14 protein-coding genes are annotated in these 18,942 nt (G+C 67.7%); 7 read left to right on the top strand and 7 right to left on the bottom strand.

The window, feature by feature from the left end; all coding sequences use genetic code 11:
* Positions 1–50 precede the first annotated feature (50 nt).
* From U1703_RS08575 to U1703_RS08565, 3 genes are read right to left on the bottom strand one after another with little or no spacing between them, the layout of a single operon-like run.
* The gene (locus U1703_RS08575) at positions 51–1,415 is read right to left on the bottom strand and encodes a sensor histidine kinase (protein WP_332785350.1); all 1,365 of its coding nucleotides are present in this window, start codon (positions 1,413–1,415) and stop codon (positions 51–53) included.
* The gene (locus tag U1703_RS08570; RefSeq protein ID WP_332785349.1) at positions 1,412–2,092 is read right to left on the bottom strand and encodes a response regulator transcription factor; all 681 of its coding nucleotides are present in this window, start codon (positions 2,090–2,092) and stop codon (positions 1,412–1,414) included. Before U1703_RS08570 ends, U1703_RS08575 begins: the two co-directional genes overlap by 4 nt.
* Before the next feature lie 59 nt (positions 2,093–2,151).
* Positions 2,152–3,378: a histidine-type phosphatase gene (locus tag U1703_RS08565; RefSeq protein WP_332785348.1), complete on the bottom strand. Its 1,227-nt coding sequence runs from the start codon at positions 3,376–3,378 to the stop codon at positions 2,152–2,154.
* Between the two features lie 203 nt (positions 3,379–3,581).
* On the opposite strand from U1703_RS08565, the gene U1703_RS08560 reads away from it, so the two are divergent.
* Both U1703_RS08560 and U1703_RS08555 read left to right on the top strand, forming a co-directional pair.
* The gene (locus U1703_RS08560; protein ID WP_332785347.1) at positions 3,582–6,380 is read left to right on the top strand and encodes a TonB-dependent receptor; all 2,799 of its coding nucleotides are present in this window, start codon (positions 3,582–3,584) and stop codon (positions 6,378–6,380) included.
* 155 nt (positions 6,381–6,535) lie between these two features.
* Positions 6,536–7,291, top strand: a complete 756-nt coding sequence (locus tag U1703_RS08555) for a DeoR/GlpR family DNA-binding transcription regulator (RefSeq protein ID WP_320453118.1) — start codon at positions 6,536–6,538, stop codon at positions 7,289–7,291.
* Here U1703_RS08555 and U1703_RS08550 read toward each other — a convergent pair.
* Positions 7,249–8,538 carry an MFS transporter gene (locus U1703_RS08550; RefSeq protein ID WP_332785346.1) on the bottom strand — a complete coding sequence of 430 codons (1,290 nt, stop codon included), beginning with the start codon at positions 8,536–8,538 and terminating at the stop codon, positions 7,249–7,251. The genes U1703_RS08555 and U1703_RS08550 overlap by 43 nt on opposite strands.
* Positions 8,539–8,652: 114 nt before the next feature.
* Here U1703_RS08550 and U1703_RS08545 point away from each other — a divergent pair, with 114 nt between their 5' ends.
* A complete protein-coding gene (locus tag U1703_RS08545) occupies positions 8,653–9,588 on the top strand; it encodes a glutaminase (RefSeq protein ID WP_320453120.1) in 936 nt (311 codons plus the stop codon).
* On the opposite strand, the gene U1703_RS08540 is transcribed toward U1703_RS08545, so the two are convergent.
* The 3 genes from U1703_RS08540 to U1703_RS08530 are packed head-to-tail and all read right to left on the bottom strand — an operon-like array spanning position 9,494 to position 11,689.
* Positions 9,494–9,868: a DUF3325 family protein gene (locus U1703_RS08540; RefSeq protein ID WP_320453121.1), complete on the bottom strand. Its 375-nt coding sequence runs from the start codon at positions 9,866–9,868 to the stop codon at positions 9,494–9,496. The two genes, U1703_RS08545 and U1703_RS08540, sit on opposite strands and share 95 nt — an antisense overlap.
* A complete protein-coding gene (locus tag U1703_RS08535; protein WP_332785345.1) occupies positions 9,861–11,426 on the bottom strand; it encodes a PepSY-associated TM helix domain-containing protein in 1,566 nt (521 codons plus the stop codon). Before U1703_RS08535 ends, U1703_RS08540 begins: the two co-directional genes overlap by 8 nt.
* Positions 11,423–11,689 (bottom strand): hypothetical protein, encoded by a 267-nt coding sequence (locus tag U1703_RS08530; RefSeq protein WP_332785344.1) that lies wholly within the window; start codon positions 11,687–11,689, stop codon positions 11,423–11,425. Before U1703_RS08530 ends, U1703_RS08535 begins: the two co-directional genes overlap by 4 nt.
* 138 nt (positions 11,690–11,827) lie before the next feature.
* Here U1703_RS08530 and U1703_RS08525 point away from each other — a divergent pair, with 138 nt between their 5' ends.
* The 4 genes from U1703_RS08525 to U1703_RS08510 all read left to right on the top strand — a co-directional run bounded on the left by U1703_RS08525 (position 11,828) and on the right by U1703_RS08510 (position 18,902).
* Positions 11,828–14,119 (top strand): TonB-dependent siderophore receptor, encoded by a 2,292-nt coding sequence (locus U1703_RS08525; RefSeq protein WP_332785343.1) that lies wholly within the window; start codon positions 11,828–11,830, stop codon positions 14,117–14,119.
* A gap of 86 nt (positions 14,120–14,205) precedes the next feature.
* The gene (locus U1703_RS08520) at positions 14,206–15,018 is read left to right on the top strand and encodes a ferredoxin--NADP reductase (RefSeq protein ID WP_332785342.1); all 813 of its coding nucleotides are present in this window, start codon (positions 14,206–14,208) and stop codon (positions 15,016–15,018) included.
* A gap of 230 nt (positions 15,019–15,248) precedes the next feature.
* The gene (locus U1703_RS08515) at positions 15,249–18,140 is read left to right on the top strand and encodes a TonB-dependent receptor (RefSeq protein WP_332785341.1); all 2,892 of its coding nucleotides are present in this window, start codon (positions 15,249–15,251) and stop codon (positions 18,138–18,140) included.
* 264 nt (positions 18,141–18,404) lie between these two features.
* A complete protein-coding gene (locus U1703_RS08510; RefSeq protein WP_320453127.1) occupies positions 18,405–18,902 on the top strand; it encodes a hypothetical protein in 498 nt (165 codons plus the stop codon).
* Positions 18,903–18,942 lie beyond the last annotated feature (40 nt).

Below are 18,942 nucleotides of genomic sequence, written 5' to 3'. Positions count from 1 at the left end.
CGGCCCTTTTTTTGTCGATCCTTCCTCCCCTTGCAGGAGAGGGAGGAAGGTCAGCGTCCCGGCAGGATCAGCGAAGCAACCAGTCCCGGCTTCGCATCGTCCAGCACCAGTCGCCCGCCGTGCAGCCGCGCGATCGCCGCGACCAGCGGCAGGCCCAGGCCATGCCCCGCCTGCGCACGCGACGAATCGAGCCGTCCGAAGCGGCGCAGCGCCCGGGCGCGATCCTCGGGCGGGATGCCGGGACCGTCATCGGCGATACGCAGGGCGACATCGTCCTCGCTAGCGTCCAGCGACACGCGGATCGCACCGCCCGCCGCGCCATATTTGATCGCATTGCCGATCAGGTTGACCAGCGCCTGGGTCAGCAATTGCCGGTCGCCGACGAAATCCGGCATCGCGACGTCCACCGCCACGCGCAACCGGTGCCCGGCATCCTCGGCGACCGGGATCATCATCGTCGCGGTCTCCTCGACCAGCGCCGACAGGTCGAAGGGGGCAAAGCCCGCACGCCGTTCACCGCCCTCGATCTCGGCGATGCGCAGCAGCGCGGCGAACATGGCGAGCAGCGTGTCGCACTGCGCCAGCGCGGCGGCGGCGCGGGTCGCCTGGTCGTCGTCGCGCGCATCGGCCACCATGGCGGACAGTTGCCCGCGCAATCGGGCCAGCGGGGTGCGCAGGTCATGGGCGATATCGTTGGACTGGCCGCGCATCGCCTCCATCAGCTCGGCGATACGGTCGAGCATCCGGTTGAAGGCGGCGGCCTGGCGATCGAACTCGTCGGCCGATCCGGTCACCGGCACACGGTGGCGGATATTGCCCGCGATGATCGCGTCGACCGTGGCGCGTTGATCGCCGATGCGGCGCGCCACCAGCAGGGCAAAGGCGGTCATCCCGCCCAGCACGACCAGGATGATCGAGCCGAAGCCGATCAGGTAGTTGCGGGTGCGCATCTCCCGATAGCTGTCGAACGGTTCGGTTTCCGCCACCACGATCAGCCGTCGTCCCGCGCCCGCATCGCGCACCAGCGCCCGGCCATGCGACAGGCCGATGATGCCGTCGTCGGTGCGCAGATCGGACCGGCCCGAGGGCAGCCTGCGGCGCAGCCGGATATTGCCGCCCAGCCACCGGCCGTCGGCACGTGTCAACGCCAGGCCGACATCGCCGGTATCGCGCTGCCGCGACAGCGCGTCGATCCGCGCCAGCAGGATATCGGTGCCGGGCAGGCCTTCGCCCGGATCGCGTTCCAGCACCAGGTCGGCGATGGCATCGACCCGGCGGTCGACCAGATGCGCCACGGTCATGCGATTGGTCGCCAGGACGGAAATGCCGGTGGCGACCGTCGCGATCAGGAACAGCGCCAGCACGGCCAGGGTCAGGCCGGGCAGCGAGATTCGCCGGATCGCGCGCGCGGTCATGGTTTCAGCGAATAACCGATCCCGCGTATCGTCTCGATCGGGTCGGCGCCGCCGCCTTCGGTCAGCTTGATGCGCAGGCGGCGGATATAGACGTCGACGATGTTCGTCTCCGGCTCGAAATCATAGCCCCAGACCCGTTCGATCAGCATGGCACGGGTCAGCACCTCGCCCGCATGGCGGGCCAGTTCGGCCAGCAGCTTCAGTTCCAGATTGGCGAGCGTGATCGGCTGGCCGCCGCGCCAGGCGCGAAAGCTGGCCGGGCTGACCACCACGTCGCCCGCCCGAATCGTGTCGTTCTCGCTCGTGGTCCAGCGGCGGCCGCGCATCACCGCATGGATGCGCGCGTTCAGCTCTTCGGCGGCGACCGGCTTGACGACGTAATCGTCCGCCCCCGCCTCCAGCCCGTCGACCTTGTCCGAGGCCATGGACAGCGCGGTCAGCATGATGACCGGCACGGTGATGCCGCGTGCGCGCAGCGCCTCGACCACCGACAGCCCGTCGAGGCGCGGCATCATCCGGTCGAGGATGACCGTGTCATATTGTTCGCGGTCCATCGCGGCCAGCGCCAGCCGCCCGTCGCCGACATGCTCGATCCGGTGGCCGAGCGCGCGCAGCTCGGCCGCCAGCCCCTGCGCATAGGCGGTGTCGTCCTCGACCAACAGCAGGTGCAGACTCATGGGCATGTTCCAAAGCGTGACTGCATCCGCCCTACCGGGCAAATGCGCGCTGGCAAGCCTTACCCCGCCAAAGGAGCCAGACGCTCCCCGAACAGCGTGACGAAGCGGTCGAGCGGGCAGGGGGCCGCGACCGGGCAGCCGCGCACCTGCACCGGCGTCACCGTGACGGCACCGGCATGGGCGCGGATCTGCGCGGGCGACTGGGTGCGATAGGTGACGGTGACGAAGGACTTGCCCGAACGGTCCTGCCAGCGGTTGAGCAGGATCGCGCCGCCCGGTGCCGCGTCATTGGCCGCATAGCCCGGCGCAACCAGATCGAAGCCGAGCAGCGCGGCCAGCGCGGTGACGTTGGTATCGTGGCCGACGAGCATGTCGATCTTGGCATCGTCGCGGGCGGTCAGCGCGGCGATCATGTGCCGCCCGAACGCCGCCGACTGGTGCGCGGCCATATAGGGCGAACGCGAATAGACGTCGAACAGCGCGGCGTGCAGCGCCCCCAACCGAGTCAGCACCGTCGCATCAACCGGCAGGCCGCCGACCGAGGGGGGCATTCCTTCGGCATATTGCAGCAGCAGGACCTGCGCGGTGCCCGAGGCGGTGCGGATCGGCCCGGTCAGGTCGATGCCATGCCCGTCGGCCGAGGGGGTCAGCCGGGCGGGTCCCGCCGGATCGCATCCCTTGGCCTCGCGGCAACCCAGCACCCGCTCCAGCAGGCGCAGCCCGTCGCGGTGGCGCGCGACGAGCGCGTCCATGCCGCCGGTAAAGCGGTCGATATCGGCCACCGCCGCCGCCGCATCGAAGCGCGTGGCGCGGGCGCGCAGCGGTTCGAACAGCGGGTCGACCTGGTCCATCGGGTTGTGGGCGACGGCGATGGCGCAGTCGGGGGCGAAACCCCTGGCATAGGCCTCACCGCTCGCGATCGTGCGCGACGAACTGTTGGTGCGGATGCGGATCGCCGGGCAGCCGCTGGCGGAGAGCAGGCCGCGTGCGACCCAGTCGGCACGGTCGGCACGTGCCTCGACGACCAGCGCGGCGGCGCCGTTCGGGGTCAGCTGGCTTTCGGGAGTCGTCCAGTGCGGCCATGGCGCGGCGGTCCGGGTGCCCTTGGGCACTTCACCGTCCAGCGGTGCCCGGACGCCGTGGCGCATCAGGATCACGACGCGGTCCAGCGTCATATCCGCCGGCGCGGGGGGCGTGGTCCGGGCATCGGCGGCGGCCGCGCCACCGAGGAGGAGGAGGGCGAGTGCGCAGCGCACCGAACGGGCGGTGGAGGAAAGGACGGTCATCGCCCATGTCCCTGGCGCATTTCCGGGTCAGGACTGTGACATTGCCGGGCAGGTGATGACAGGCAGGCCGTGCTTCCGACATAAAGTTCCGAAGTCATCAAAATTCGGTCAATAAGTCATCGCGCTGTCACAGGCGGTCCCTAGCGGAGCCATCGAAGGCGCCCCGAGGCGCCGCCAGCATGATCGTTCCAGGGGGAAATACCATGACCGCTTCGTTCAAGCGGGCGCATGTCGTGCGCCTGTTGTGCACCACGGCCGCCACGCTGCTTGTCGCCGCACCGGCCTTCGCCGCCGATCCCGTCGCGCCCGTCGTCGCCGAGCCGGTCACGACGGAACCCGATCCGCAGACCGGCGAAGAGGTGGTGGTCAAGGGGCATCGCCAGGCCATCGTCGATGCGCAGGACGAACAGCTGCGCAGCCAGTCGCTGGCAACCGTCGTCTCGGGCGAGGAACTGCGCCTCCAGCCGCAGCAGAACCTGGCCGACCTGCTGACCCGCCTGCCGGGCATCAGCTCGTCGGTCGACCAGTCGCGCAACGCGGCGGCGACGGGCGAGGCGCAATATGTCTCGATCCGCGGTCTCGACACCTCGTACAACGCCTATTCGTTCGACGGCGTGCGGCTGGCGCAGACCGATGCGCGCACCCGCGCCATCTCGATGAACCTGTTGTCGCCCTTCTCGCTCCAGACGGTGCGCGTCGACAAGGCGCCGACCGCCAAATATGACGGCGACGCGATCGCGGGCATCATCGACATGGTGCCGATCACCGCCTTCGACCTGCCCAATCATCGCACCCAGATCCGTCTCCAGGGCCAATTGGCGGGCCGCGCCGATGCGCGTCACCAGGATCCCTGGGGTGGCACCGCGCAGGTCGAGACGGCGCAGCGTATCGGCGATTTCGGCATCTATGCCTCGGCCTATTACGGCCTGAAGCATGTGCTGGGCGAGTCGACCGCGGTCCAGCACGACTGGGAGAAGTATAACAACAACATCCCCGGCATGATCCGCGACAATCTCGACAATCTGTTCGCGCGCGGTGCCCAGTGGCAGTCGTTCCGTAACCGTATCGAGCGGATGGGCGGTACGCTGAACCTCGACTGGAAAGGCGAAGGCACCGACCTGTACCTGCACTCCACCTATGGCCGGTACAACCTCAAGAGCTGGATGGACCAGACCGCGCTGCGCCAGACCAGCCTGGCCCCCGACCAGATCAACCCGAACCCCAGTAACGGCTCGTACGACGCCGCCGGATACCGCGCCGATTACGGCCTGACCGCGACGCATTACTTCCGCACCGAGCACAGCAAGCAGGAACTGGTGACGACCAAGCTGGGCGGCCAGACCCGCTCGGGCGACTTCACCTTCGACTATCACGGTGCCTATTCGCGCGGGTCGCAGGATTATCCGCTGCGCATCCAGTCGGGTTTTGCGGGTCGTCCCTATATCGGCACCGCCGACAATACCGGCACGGCGGCGTACCGGATGGTCACCTCGATCGGGCAGCGCACCTTCCCGCAGGTCGTCCTGACCGACGCCGCGCGCGCCTACCTGACCGACCTGTCCAAGCTGCGTCAGTGGTATGTCACCCAGCAGTTCGAGAATACCTGGGAACGCCGCCTGGAGGGGCAGTTCGACACCACCTGGCATCATGCCGACCAGGGGCTGGTGTCGATCTCGGCGGGTGCCAAGGTCGAGGATGCCAAGCGCTACGCCAACGCGCTGGGTGATGACGGCGCACTGCAATATACCTTCCCCAATGCGGACGGCAGCAATTCGCCGCGTTATGCCGCGACTGGCCCGGTCCTGACCTCGCTGCCCGGCCAACTGCTCGGCGGGTTCATGAACAACGCCGCGCAGGTGCCGATCTTCCTGATCGACACCAATTACATCGAGAACCAGGTCCGCCAGCTTTCCAGCCCGAAGATTGCCGGGCTGGACCCGGTCAAGCTGAAGGAAAACCGGCTCGACGGGCGTGAGAACCGGCTGTCGGGTTATGTCATGGCGACGATGCAGTTCGGCGACCTTCAGGTCGTGCCGGGCGTCCGCTACGAATATAACCGGTTCAAGGGCACCTATTGGCAGGACCGGGGCAACACGGCCGGTTTCGCGACCTCGAGCCGCGATTACGACCAGTGGTTGCCCAGCATCATCGCCAATTACCGGCCCAATGACGCGATGGTCATCCGCGCGTCGATCCGGAAGAGCTATTCGCGCCCGGCCTTCGACCTGCTGCTCGGCCCGACCAGCGTCTCGCGCAACGACCTGGGCGAGGTGACGGGGGTGTTCATTCCCAACCCGAACCTGGATGCGCAGACCTCGTGGAACTACGACGCCTCGGTCGAATATAAGGGGCAGGGCACCGACTTCTTCTCGATCAGCCCCTTCTACAAGGATCTGAACCACGTCCTGTTCGCGACCGGCACCACCAACGCCAGCGGCGACTACAATATCTGGGGCAATCCCCAGTCGGAACAGCAGGGCGGGGTCGAGGTGTCGAGCCTGACCACCAATGCCACCGGCAAGATCTACGGCGTCGAGCTGTTCGGTCGTTATTCGCTTAAAGGTCTGCCGGGGCTACTCGACGGGCTGGGTCTCCAGGCCAATGTCACGGTGCAGCGTGCCAATGCGCGGGTCTTCGTCAATGGCCAGATGCGCGACCAGCGCATGACCCAGGCGCCGAAGATCATGTACAATGCCGCGCTATTCTATGCCCATGGCCCGCTGTCGGCGGAGTGGAACTACAACTATACCGGCGACCGCCTGTACGACTTGCGCTCCAGCCGTCCCGACACGTATATCCAGCCGACGACCATTTCGAACCTGATCGTCAACTATGTCCTGCCCTCGGGCCTGACGGTCGGCGTATCGGTGCAGAATTTGTTCAACGAACACAGCTATTGGGCGACGACCAGCGAGCGCAAGGCGTACCTCTCGAACGACCGCAAGGGCGGCTATGTCGAGACGGGGCGTATCTATATGCTCAACCTGACCTACGCCTTCTGAACTTATACCCTCCCCGATCCGGTGTTCGCGCCCCCCGTGGGCACCGGAGCGCACCTGCGCCGACGGCACCTCCGTGTGTCGTCGGCGGTTTTGTGCGGGGTTCCTGACCACATGGTCGCACGTTAGCATGAGCCGAACGATAGGATCTGCCCGACATGATGAAACGCCAGCGCCGCCAGCATGAGATCGTGGCGCACCTTGCCGAAGGCGGGTTCCACGGCATCGGCGAACTGGCCGAGGCGCTGTCGGTGTCGGAGGAGACGGTGCGGCGCGAGCTGCGCGTGCTGGAGGCATCGGGCACGGTCGTGCGCGCGCATGGCGCGGTGCGCATCGCCAAGGTCGAGAACGAGGGCTCCTTCGCCACCCGCCTGCAACGCCATGCCGAGGCCAAGCAGCGCATCGCCGCCGCCGTCGCCGAAGTCGTCGCGGACGGCCAGGCCGTCTATCTCGATGCCAGCACGACGGGCCATTATGTCGCCAGGGCGCTGCGCGATCACCAGGGGCTGACCGTCATCACCAATGCGGTCGGCGTCGCCGCCGAACTGGGCGGGCGCAACGACAATCGCATCATGCTGGCGGGCGGCGAGATGGATTATGAATATCGCGCCTGTTTCGACGCCACCGCGCGCGAGTATCTGAGCATGTTCACGCCCGCGCTCGCCATATTGTCGGTGGAATCGGTCAATCTCGACCATGGCTTTGCCGACTATCATGCGGGTGAGGCGGCGGTGTGCCGGATGATGATCGCGCGGTCGCGCCGCACGCTGATCGCCGCCGACCAGAGCAAGTTCGACCGGCCCGGCACGATCCAGGTCGCCGCGCTGGACGCGGTGGCGATGCTGGTGACCGACGCGCCCTTGTCGCCCGCTTATGCCGAAGCGCTGGCCGCGGTGGAGGTGGTGGTCGCCTGAGCCCGGGGGATCAGCAGCGCGACGGCGGTGCCCGCGATCCCGAAACCGGCATGGATCAACCAGAAATGCGGCTTGTCCATGCGCGGATAGAGCGTGCCCAACTGCCCCACCACCAGATGCGCGACGAAGCCGTGGAGATAGAATAGCCCGGTCATCAGCCCGCGCCGGGACGGGGCCGCGGCGGCGGCGACGATCGCCAGCGCGGAGGGCCAGGACAGGACGACGCCGATCGACAGCAGCAGCACCGCGCAGAGTGGACCGGGAAGCCCGATCTGCGCACCCCCCGACAGTCCTGCAAGCAGCCCATAGGCCAGCGCCATCGCGATCCCCCCGGCCGCCAGTTTGTGCGCCGCGCCCGGCTCTCGGGAGAGGCGGGGCCAGAGGCGATAGGCCAGCAGCGCCAGTGCGATGGTGAACAATCCGTCCGCCGCCGCCAGCCAGGTCGGCGGGATGGTCAGCCCGCCCAGCGTCAGGTCGACCCGCTGCTCCGCCCACAGCAGCACCATGTTGGTCAGCTGTTCATAGGCGCAGAAGCACAGGGTCACGGCGGTGATGGCCAGGATGACGCGCGGCCAGTCGGTGTGGTGGCGGTCCGTCTCGTGCGCCTCGCTCAGGCGGACCGGCGGCGCGGTGCGCAGCGTCAGCATCGCCGCGATCATGCTGGCCGCCATCACGGCAAAGGCGGCGGCGAAGCCGAAGCGCAGCGCCAACCATCCGCCGATCAACGGTCCCAGCAGCGCGCCGCCGTTCAGGAACGCCAGATAGGCCGCGTAAAGCCGCTCACCCGCCGCTCGCCCGCGCAGCGCCCCCACCTCGGCGGCGAGATTGCCCTTGAGCAAGCCGATGCCGCCGATCAGCAGCGCCAGCCCCGGTAGCGCCCATGTGCGGCTGGCGAGCGCCAGCAGCCCCAGCGTCATCAGTACCGCGCCCGCATACATGGCGGGCCGCCGCCGCCCGCTCCGGTCGGCGATCCATCCGCCCATCGGCAGGACCAGATAGGTCAGCGCACCGTACAGACCGTAAAGCTGCGAGGCGAAGGCGATGTCGCCATGCGCGCCCGTCACCCCCTCGATACCAGCGCGCAGTGCGGCCAGCCCGATGACCGGACCGCCGCGCCCCAACAGGTCGGTGACGAGGAACAGAGTGAGCAGCGATTTCGCACCCTGGATCGCACAACGCTCCCACCCCTCGACGCGGGCGAGCGTCCAGAATCCGGGGGCGGGCGGGGTCGTGTCCCTGTCGCGCATGATGCTGTTGTCGGTCCGTCAGTGCTTTGGGAGGAAGCGATCGTGCCCTAGCGCGGGTTTGTGACGGGTTCGCGGCGGCTCGACAAAGCCGCGCCCGCACGGCACCACGGGGCCATGGACCTGTCCGCCATCGTCGCCGAGATCGCAGCCGAGATGGCGGAGGCCCCCGATCGGGGCAAACCCGCCGATTACATCCCGGCGCTGGCAGATATCGACCCGCACCGTTTCGGCATCGCCATCGTCGAGGCGGACGGCCAGTGCCATCTGGCGGGCGATGCCGAGCAGAGCTTTTCGATCCAGAGCATTTCCAAGGTCTTTGCGCTGACCCTGGCGCTGGGCGCGGTCGGCGACCAGCTATGGCGGCGGGTAGGGCGCGAGCCGTCGGGGACCGCGTTCAACTCGATCGTGCAGTTGGAGACGGAGCAGGGCATCCCGCGCAACCCGTTCATCAACGCGGGCGCGATCGTCGTCGCCGACATGCTGCTAGGCAATCACGAACCGCGCGAGGCGATCGGCGAGATGCTGCGCTTCGTCCGCGCGCTGGCGGGGGAGGACGACATCGTCATCGACGCCGCCGTGGCCCAAGCCGAAATGGAGACGGGCCACCGCAACCAGGCGCTGGCGCATTATATGCGCGCCTTCGGCAATCTGCATCACCCGGTCGAGCGGGTGCTGGGCGTCTATTTCCACTTCTGCGCGCTGGCCATGAGCTGTCGGCAACTGGCGCTGGCCGGGCGTTATCTGATGGCGCGGGGCGTCAATCCGGGGACGGGACGCTCGGTCGTGTCACCGCAACGCGCGCGGCGCATCAACGCACTGATGATGAGCTGCGGCCATTATGACGGCTCGGGCGAGTTCGCGTTCCGCGTCGGCCTGCCGGGCAAGTCGGGGGTGGGCGGCGGCATATTGGCGATCGTGCCCGGCCGTGCCTCGATCGCGGTCTGGTCGCCCGGGCTCAACGCGCGCGGGAATTCACAGCTTGGTACGCTGGCGCTCGAACGGCTGGTGCAGCGGACGGGCTGGTCCGTGTTCGACCCGCAAGCCGGTTGATCGCGCGAAGCGGCGCGAACGCCGCCGCAGCGCGCACCGACAGCAGCAGGTTCAGCGCGACCCCCGCGATCGAGGCGGCTCCGAACATCCGCACGATCCGTTCGCCGGTGATCCCCGTGCCGCAGGCCGACAGCGCGACCAGCAGCGCCGCCGCGCCGAGCAGCTTCAGCCCGCCGCGCAACCGCGCATCGTGCAACGTCCCCGCCTCGCGCGCATGGCGATAGGAACCGGCGGCGAGCAGCCAGAAGCCGACGAAGCAGAGGGCGATGGTATCAAGCATGGGCGGGCTCCATGGACCGGCGCGACCGGCCGGGGGCTTTGGGGGCGGGGCGGGCACTGAGCCGGGCGGCGGCGGCAAAGCCGATGCCGATGGCCAGGCAGGCGAGATCGAAGGCGAGGAACAACCGGTCGCCGTCGAGCAGCGAGGGCAGGAACCAGCGCGGGGTGGTCAGCGCGTTGACGACCGGGATTCCTGCCCACAGTGCGGCGGCAAGGCCGAACAACAGCGTCCAGGCGCGCCGCGCCGGCAGGCCGAGCTGCGCGAGGGCCAGCAGCCCCCAGGTCCAGAACATCGCCGACACTTCCGCATCGGCGCGCCCGGCCATCTCGGCGGGGATCAGCCGGTTGGCCAGCAGGAATGCGGCCATGCCACTGGGAAAGGCGGCGATGACCGCGATGTTCAGCCGTTCGGCCAGCACCAGTCCGAAGAACGGCGTCGTGCCCGGCTTGCGCCGCTTGGCGGTCCATAGCAGCAGGCCGGTGCCCACCATCGCCGCTCCGGTCAGGCCCAGCACGAAATAGGCCCAGCGCAGGCCCGTCGAGGCATATTGCGCCAGATGCAGGCCCAGCATGACGCCCGAGGTCTGGATCGCGGAGGCGGGGTCGCCGCTGCGCGCCACGAACCGGCCGGTCGCACCGTCATAAGTGACGGTCGGCGTGCGCGCGCTGATCGCGCCGCGCGTGGTGAGCGCGACTGTGACGCGCGCGGCGCTGTCCCCCGGATTCTGAATGATGACGCGGGTGGCGGGGCCGCCCAGCCGCTGCTCGGCATCGCGGACCAGCGGTGCGATCGCGACGAGCGGGCGGCGCACGCCGGTGGCGGGCAGGTCTTCGGGCGTGCCGTACGCCGCCTGTGCGAACTGCGCGGGCTTGGCGTAGTTCACCATCACGGGCCACGGCATGTACATGGTCACCAGGGTGATCAGCCCGGTATAGGTGATCATCGCATGATAGGGCAGGCCGAGCACCGCCGAGACATTGTGCGCGTCGAGCCAGCTGCGCTGCCCCTTGTTCCAGCGCAGCGTGAAGAAGTCGGCGAAGATGCGCTTATGGGTGATCACGCCCGAGATGATCGCGCCCAGCATCGCCATCGCGCATATCCCCGCCAGCCAGCGGCCCCAGGGGTGCGGCAGCTGGAGCTGAAAGTGAAAGCGATAGAAATGCTCGCCGCCGCGCGTATCGCGCGCGGTCAGCGGCGTACCGCTGACGGGATCGAGGTCCAGCTCGCTGCCGCGCGCCCTGGGATCGGGCTTGGCGGGGACGCGGAAGACGCGGGTCACGACCGTGCGCGCGTCGGGCAGGTAGATATACCATTGCAGGTCGTCCGCCCCGGTTCGCGCCAGATAGCGCACCGCCGAGCTGGCTGCCTGCGCCGGAGTCGCCGCGGTCGCGCGGATCTCGGGCTGCATCCACTGGGTGATTTCGGGGCGGAAATAGGCCGCCGTGCCGGTCAGGAACATGGTGAACAGGATCCACCCAGCGATCAGCCCCAGCCAGCCATGCGCCCAGGCCATGGTCTGGCGCAGCGCCCGCTGCGGCCCCGTATGCGCCTCGCTCACGGCCGCACGCCCAGCAGTTTCAGCAGGGCCGCCATGACCAGCGCGCCGCCCCAGACGACCGCGCTCACCCGTGCCAGCCGCGCCTCGTGCAGCGACCAGAGCCCGATTCCGGCATAGACCAGGAAGGACAGGATCATCGGCCAGCCCGTCACCTCGACCCGCGCCAGCGGATCGGTGGCGGGCAGGATACGCGCGGTCAGCATCGCGGCGGTGCAGGCGAATCCATAACCGCCGACTACCGCCGTGACCCAGCGCCACGCCATGGCGAATCCCGTCCGCCAGTGGCGTTCGGCTTGTTCGTCAATGGCTTGGCGCGATGGCAACGACGTTTGCCCCTTGTCATGTTGATGACATGCTCCTAGCAGCAGTTGATAGTCACTATCAATAGCGGAAGAAAATTAATGCGAGCTTTTCGCGGATCGTTGCTGGCGGCCTGTGCCACGGGTGCGATGCTGGGCCATGCGCTTCCGGCCCAGGCCCGGGACCTGCCCGACCGGATCGTGGCGGCCCCCGCCGACGATGATCCGCAGCGGCTGCGCCACGAGGAGATCGTGGTCGAGGGCGAACGCGAGAAGCGCAGCGCGGCGTCGGGCACCAAGACCGACATCCCGCTGATCGCCACGCCGCAGACGATCGCGGTCATCGACCAGGAGGAACTGACCCGTCGCAACGCGCAGTCGATCAACCAGGCGCTGGGCTATGTCGCGGGTGTCGCGCCGAACCAGCGCGGCAACGTCGCCACCCGCTACGACCAGCTGTTCCTGCGCGGCTTCGCGCCCGGCATCTTCATGGACGGGATGCGGCTGCTCGGCGGGGTCTATGCCAGCCCGCAGGTCGACTTCCATCTGGTCGAATCGGTCGATGTGGTGAAGGGCCCGGCGGGCGTCACCTATGGCTCGGGCACGCCGGGCGGCCTGATCAACCTGACCAGCAAGCTGCCCTATGCGGGCGCGGGCGGGCGGATCGAACTGGCGGCGGGCAATTACGCGCTGCTCCGCTCCAGCATCGACGTCAACCAGCCGCTCGACGCCGACGAACGCTGGCTGTTCCGCATGATCGCGGGTGCCGAGGAGTCGGACGGCTTCATCCAGAACACTGCCAATCGCCGCTATTATGCACGGCCCATGCTGACCTTCGCGCCCGACAAGGCGACCAGCGTGACCCTGATCCTCAATTATCAGCGCGATCCCGAATCGGGGTCCTATAGCGGCGTTCCGGTCTATGGCTCGGCGCTGCCCAATCCGTTCGGGGTGTTGCCGGTCGATTTCAACACGTCCGAGCCTTCGTACGAAGCGTTCGACCGGACCCAGAAATCGGCGACGATCCTGTTCCGCCATGACCTGAACGACCGGCTGAGCTGGACGACCAATGCGCGCTATCTGGCGATCGGGCTGCATTATCGGCAGATCTACGGCTCGGGCTATGTCACGCGCGGGACGGGGACGAACGCCAACAGCGACTTCTCGACGCTCCAGCGCGGCGGGGGAGGGTCGGACGAGGCGTTCCAGACCTTCACCATCGACAATCACCTGGTCGGCAAGATCGACACCGGGCCCGTCCGTCACACCATCCTGGGCGGCGTCGACTGGCAGCATAATCGCGGCGAGAATTATCAGGCATTCTATACCGGGCAGAATGCGAACCCGGTGTTCAACATCCCGAACCTCAGCCTGTTCGCACCGGTTTACGGCGTGCCGCTGCCGACCTTCCCGATGGACCAGACGCACAACTACACCAAGCGCGATCAGGTCGGTGTGTACCTGCAGGACCAGATCGCGATCGGCGGGCTGCAACTGATCGCCAGCGGGCGCTGGGACACGTACAACCAGACGACACGGAATCTGGTCACAAACCGCGCGACACGGCTGAATCAGACCGCCTTCACCACGCGGCTGGGCGCGCTCTACGAGACGAAGGTCGGCCTCTCGCCCTTCGTCAGCTATTCCGAGAGCTTCGAGCCGCAGGCGGGCGCGACCGCCGATGGCAGCAACTTCATCCCCGTCACCGGTCGTCAATATGAGGCCGGGTTGAAATACCAGCCGCGCGGCACCACCGCGCTGTTCACCCTGTCCGCCTTCGACCTGCGCCGCCGCAACGTGCCGGTCGCCGATCCGCGCGCGGGCACCGGTAATGTGCCCACCAATGCGCAGGTGCAGATCGGCGAGGTCGCCATCCGGGGCATCGAACTGGACGGACGCGGGACGGTCGCGCCCGGCTTCGACGTAGTGGTCGCCGCGACCTATAACGACCCGCGCGTGACGCAAGGATCGCCCGTGGTTGGCACCGGCGACCAGTTGAGCGGCGTCACCGGCACCCGGCCGCTGGGCGTGCCGCAATGGAGCGCGTCGAGCTTCCTGTCCTACGACCTGGGCAAGGCGGGCGTCGGCCAAGCGCTGGGCGGCCTCAGCCTGGGGGCGGGCGTGCGTTATGTCGGCGAATCGGACGGCACCGCGACCACGGTATCGGCAGGCCGCACGGTCGTCCGCCGGTTCGCCTCGCCCGATTACTGGCTGGCCGACCTGATGCTGGGTTACGATCTCGGCCGGGTCAGCCCGGCGATGGCGGGGCTGAACCTGACCGCCAACATCGCCAACCTGTTCGACAAGCGCCACATCACCAGCTGTTTCTTCAACAATGGCTGCTATTACGGGGCATCGCGGACCTTTGTAGGCAGCCTGCGCTATTCTTGGTAAGGGCGCATCCGATTCATTCGAACACGACCATGTTCGCCCCTCCCGCCGGACGATCGGCGGGTGGGGGCGCAAAGGAGTTTTGAGGTTTGTCGACCGATACTGCCCTGCCCGAACTGACCCCGACCGCGGCGCTGAGCGTCGAGACGGTTCAGAGCGTCCATCACTGGAACGAGCATCTGTTCTCCTTCTCGGTGTCGCGCCCCGACAGCTTCCGTTTCCGCTCGGGCGAGTTCGTGATGATCGGGCTCCAGGGGGACAACGGCAAGCCGCTGCTGCGCGCCTATTCGGTCGCCAGCCCGTCCTATGACGAGAAGCTCGATTTCCTGTCGATCAAGGTCGAGGACGGCCCGCTGACCAGCAAGCTGCAAAAGGTCCAGCCGGGCGACAATATCTATCTGGGCCGCAAGCCCACCGGCACGCTGGTCGCCGATGCGCTGCTGCCGGGCAAGCGGCTGTTCATGCTGTCGACCGGCACGGGCCTTGCGCCCTTCCTGTCGGTGGCGCGCGATCCGGACATCTACGACATGTTCGACGAGGTGGTGATCGTCCATTCGGTCCGCCGGGTCAGCGACCTGGCGTTCCATGACGAGCTGGCGGCCAAGCTGGCCGACGATCCCCTGGTCGGCGACGTCGCGGCGGAGAAGTTCCACTATGTCCCCACCGTCACGCGCGAACCGTTCCACACGTCGGGCCGCATCGACGCGCTGATCGAGGATGGCCGCCTGTTCGCCGGGCTGCCCAGCGCGCACGGCTTCAACCCGGAAACCGACCGGATCATGATGTGCGGCAGCATGGAGATGATCAAGTCGCTGGGCGCCAAGTTCGAGGAAATGGGCTTCCCCGAAGGCTCGAACGCGCAGCCGGGCGCCTATGTGATCGAAAAGGCGTTCGCGGGCTAACTTTTTCCTCCCCTGCAAGGGGAGGTGGCAGCGCATAGCGCTGACGGAGGGGTGTCCCGCTCTCGATAGGTCGACACCCCTCCACCATGCTTCGCATGGTCCCCCTCCCCCTATGGGGGAGGAATCACGGTTCGCCGCCCTCTCGCGACATTTGTGCCTCTCGGCGGCACATTTGTGCGACATTTGCGTCCTAACGCCCAAGCCCTGGCATAATGGGAAAAGGGACGGACATGCGGTTTTGGGCGGGTTTGATGCTGGCGAGCGCGATGCCCGCGATCGCGCAGGCGCAGATGGCGACGCCCCCCGCCCAGCCGGCCACCACGCCGCCCGCCACCCCAGGTCCGGCGACGACGGCCCAGGACGCGGCCGGTTCGGCCACCGCGACCCCCGCCACGCAAGCACAGGCCGCGCGCAGCGGCTCTCAGGCGCAGGCACAGCCCGAGGCGGAGGACGAAGGCGCCGAGGAGGGTGACGTCGTTGTCACCGCGCGCCGCGAACCCGGCAAGGTGCCCGGCGACATTCCGCCCGAACAGCAGCTGAGCCCCGCCGACGTCCGCGCCTACGGCGTGTCGAGCGTCGCCGACCTGCTGACCGAACTGGCGCCGCAGACGACCAGCGGGCGTGGCGGCTCGCCGGTGATCCTGCTCAACGGTCGCCGTATCGCGGGCTTCCAGGAAATCCGCGACCTGCCGACCGAGGCGATCCTGCGCGTCGACATCCTGCCCGAAGAAGTGTCGTTGAAATACGGCTACCGCGCCGATCAGAAGGTGGTGAACTTCGTCCTGCGCCCGCGCTTCCGCTCGCTGGCGGCCGAGGCGATCGGGACGGTGCCGACGCAAGGGGGCTCGGCGACCGGCCAGGGCAAGCTCGACTGGTTGCAGATCCGCAAGGACAAGCGGCTGAGCATCCACACCGACTATTCGGAAACCTCGCGCCTGACCGAGGCGGAACGCGGCATCATCGCGCCGTCCTCCAACGCTTCGCTGGGCGGCAACATCGTCACCGCCGACCCCGGCCTCGCCGCGCTGACCGGAACCAACCCCAGCACCGTCGGCGTGCCCGGCGGGCTGAGCGCCGCGCCGACGCTGGCACAGCTGGCGGGCAGTCCCGCGACCGCGACCGACGTCACCCCCTATCGCACGCTGCAATCGGCGCAGCGGCAATGGGACGCCAATGTCGTCTATGCGCGCAACATCTTCGACAAGGTGTCCGCCTCGTTCAATGCCGAGGTGCAGACGACGCAAAGCAACAGCTGGAACGGCCTGCCCTCGGCCAATCTGGTCCTGCCGGTCGGCAATCCCTACTCGCCCTTCGCCACGACGGCGACGATCAGCCGCCTGACCAATGCCTATGGTCCGCTGGTCCAGGACAATACCGGGCTGACCGCGCATCTGGGCACGGCGTTCAACGGCGATATCGGCAAGTGGCGCTGGTCGCTGACCGGATCGTACGACCGTGCCGAAAGCCGCGTGGCGACCGATACGGGGCTGGATATCACGGGCCTCCAGGCGCGGTTGAACGCAGGCGATCCGACCGCCAATCCTTACGGCCCGCTCGACGCGCTGGGTCTGGCGGCGCGCAACTTCGCCCGATCGACCTCGTCCACCGGCGAGGTGGATGCGCTGCTCAACGGCCGGGTCTTCGCGCTGCCCGCTGGTGACGTGCAGGCCAGCGTCAAGCTGGGCGGCGAGACGAGCGATTTCTCCAGCCAGTCGACCCGGTTCGGCATCACCCAGACGGGCGGGGTGTCGCGCGACATCGTCAACGGCCAGGTCAATCTGGACTTCCCCATCGCCAATCGCGACCGCCAGGTGCTAGGCGCGATCGGCGATCTGTCGCTCAACGTGAATGCCGGGGCCGACCACCTGTCGGACTTCGGCACGCTGACCACGATCGGTTACGGCGCGAACTGGTCGCCGCTTGAGGGGGTTCGCTTCCTGGCCTCCTGGGCCGATCAGGAGGATGCGCCCACCGCGCAGCAGCTCGGCAATCCGACGATCACCACGCCCAATGTCCGCCTGTTCGACTATGTGCGCGGCACCACCGCGACGATCACCGCGGTGACCGGCGGCAACCCCGCGCTGGTCGCCGACAATCGCCACGTCATGAAGCTGGGCGTGAACGTCAAGCCGTGGAAAGCCCGCGACATCAACCTGACCGCCAATTACTACCGCATCAACACCGACGATCCGATCGCGTCCTTCCCGACGCCGACCGCCGCGATCGAGGAGGCGTTCCCCGATCGCTTCACCCGCGATGCGGGCGGCAATTTGCTGCGCGTGGATTCGCGCCCGATCAACTTCGCACGGACCGAGCGGTCGCAACTGCGCTGGGGCCTGAACTTCTCCAAGCCGATCAAGTCGAAGATCCAGAAGGAGATCGAGGCGTTTCGCGCCGGGAGCGGGCCCAATCCCTTTGCCGGGTTGAACTTCCCCGGTCGGCGCGGAGGCGAAGGTGGTCCGGGCGGCGGCGAAGGTCCGCGACGCGACGCACAGGGCGGCCCCGGCGACGCCCCGCCTCCGGGCGGTCCCGGTGGTCCGGGCGCAGGCGGGCCGGGGGCAGGTGGCCCCGGTGGTCCGGGTGGCGGGTTCCGTGGTGGTGGCGGCGGCTTTGGCGGGGGCCGGGGCGGCGGTGGCGGCCGGGTGCAATTCGCGCTCTATCACACCTGGACCTTTGCCGACCGGGTCATCGTCGCCGATGGCGGGCCGGACCTGGACCTGCTGCGCGGCGATGCGATCGGGTCGAGCGGCGGCACCTCCCGCCATCAGGTCGAGGCGCAGGCGGGCTATGCCAATAACGGCCTCGGCCTGCGGCTGTCGGGCAACTGGCGCAGCGCGACGCGGGTGAACGGCGGCACGCCGGGCAATCCCAATCCGCTTGAATTTGGCAGCCTGGCGACGGTCGATTTCCGACTGTTCGCCGATCTGGGGCAGCGCCTCGAGCTTCTGAAGAAGCATCCCTGGCTGCGCGGTACGCGGGTCAGCTTGGTGGTCGACAACGTCTTCAACCAGCGGCAGCGGGTCACCGATTCGACTGGCACCGTGCCGATCGGCTATCAGCCGGGCTATCTGGATCCGCTGGGCCGGACGGTGCGGCTGTCGGTCCGCAAGCTGTTCTTTTAAGGCGTCGGGCCGCATGTTCCATATGCGGCCCGGCATATCGCGCGAATTGCAAGGCCCGGTTTCCGCAAGATTACTCCGATCCGGGATCGCATAAAGGGGCAACCGGAGAAGTTTCTGGTTAACCTAGCCTAATTTTAATGCCATCGCCTTCACGGATGAATTGCGACGACGTGCCAAAATCGGAATAGGAAACGGCAACGCTACAAGCATCTCAAATCTCTGCCTGTGGGGGGAACAACATATATGGGCCGGAGTGCGGAGATCATGAATAACCGCGACGATGCACTGGGAGGGCATGGGCCGTCGGGGATCGACGATCGCCTTCGCCGAATCCGTGACGAACTGGCCGTGGTGGAATCGATGGTCCGCAACGAGACCGAGGCGCGGATCACCGCCGCCGATATCGGTCGGATCATTCGCACGGCGCGCGAGGGCATAGGCGGCTTCTTCGACGCCGAGCTGTTCGCCGATCCGGCCTTCGACATGTTGCTGTTCGTGTTCCTGGAACAGGAAGCGGGGCGGACGGTGGAAACCAGTGCCTGCTACCGCGCGTCCGGGGTGCCGCGCACGACCGCGGTCCGCTGGATCAACATGCTGGTGGCCAATGGTATGTTCGAAAGCGCGCCGCATCCCACCGATCGTCGCCTGGCGCTGCTGAGCCTGAGCGAGGGGGCGCGTGCCAATGTCCGCCAATGGCTGAACACCATGCGCCCGATGATCGAACGCATCACGACCCGCGACATGACGGGGCCGACGGACTGAGTGCCTGACAAAGGGTCAGGCGGTAGGGGGCAGAGGGGCG

Source organism: Sphingomonas flavida, assembly GCF_036663655.1.
GTDB lineage: Bacteria > Pseudomonadota > Alphaproteobacteria > Sphingomonadales > Sphingomonadaceae > Sphingomonas.
Note: the sequence above shows the minus strand (reverse complement) of the source record. Positions and strands in the feature narration are given on the sequence as shown.

Excerpts from the sequence above, each read along its gene's own strand:
- U1703_RS08570 (WP_332785349.1), bottom strand. The coding sequence starts at position 2,092 with ATGAGTCTGCACCTGCTGTTGGTCGAGGACGACACCGCCTATGCGCAG.
- U1703_RS08560 (WP_332785347.1), top strand. The coding sequence starts at position 3,582 with ATGACCGCTTCGTTCAAGCGGGCGCATGTCGTGCGCCTGTTGTGCACC.
- U1703_RS08575 (WP_332785350.1), bottom strand. The coding sequence starts at position 1,415 with ATGACCGCGCGCGCGATCCGGCGAATCTCGCTGCCCGGCCTGACCCTG.
- U1703_RS08515 (WP_332785341.1), top strand. The coding sequence starts at position 15,249 with ATGCGGTTTTGGGCGGGTTTGATGCTGGCGAGCGCGATGCCCGCGATC.
- U1703_RS08525 (WP_332785343.1), top strand. The coding sequence starts at position 11,828 with ATGCGAGCTTTTCGCGGATCGTTGCTGGCGGCCTGTGCCACGGGTGCG.
- U1703_RS08565 (WP_332785348.1), bottom strand. The coding sequence starts at position 3,378 with ATGACCGTCCTTTCCTCCACCGCCCGTTCGGTGCGCTGCGCACTCGCC.
- U1703_RS08510 (WP_320453127.1), top strand. The coding sequence starts at position 18,405 with ATGAATAACCGCGACGATGCACTGGGAGGGCATGGGCCGTCGGGGATC.
- U1703_RS08550 (WP_332785346.1), bottom strand. The coding sequence starts at position 8,538 with ATGCGCGACAGGGACACGACCCCGCCCGCCCCCGGATTCTGGACGCTC.
- U1703_RS08545 (WP_320453120.1), top strand. The coding sequence starts at position 8,653 with ATGGACCTGTCCGCCATCGTCGCCGAGATCGCAGCCGAGATGGCGGAG.
- U1703_RS08530 (WP_332785344.1), bottom strand. The coding sequence starts at position 11,689 with ATGGCGTGGCGCTGGGTCACGGCGGTAGTCGGCGGTTATGGATTCGCC.
- U1703_RS08555 (WP_320453118.1), top strand. The coding sequence starts at position 6,536 with ATGATGAAACGCCAGCGCCGCCAGCATGAGATCGTGGCGCACCTTGCC.
- U1703_RS08540 (WP_320453121.1), bottom strand. The coding sequence starts at position 9,868 with ATGCTTGATACCATCGCCCTCTGCTTCGTCGGCTTCTGGCTGCTCGCC.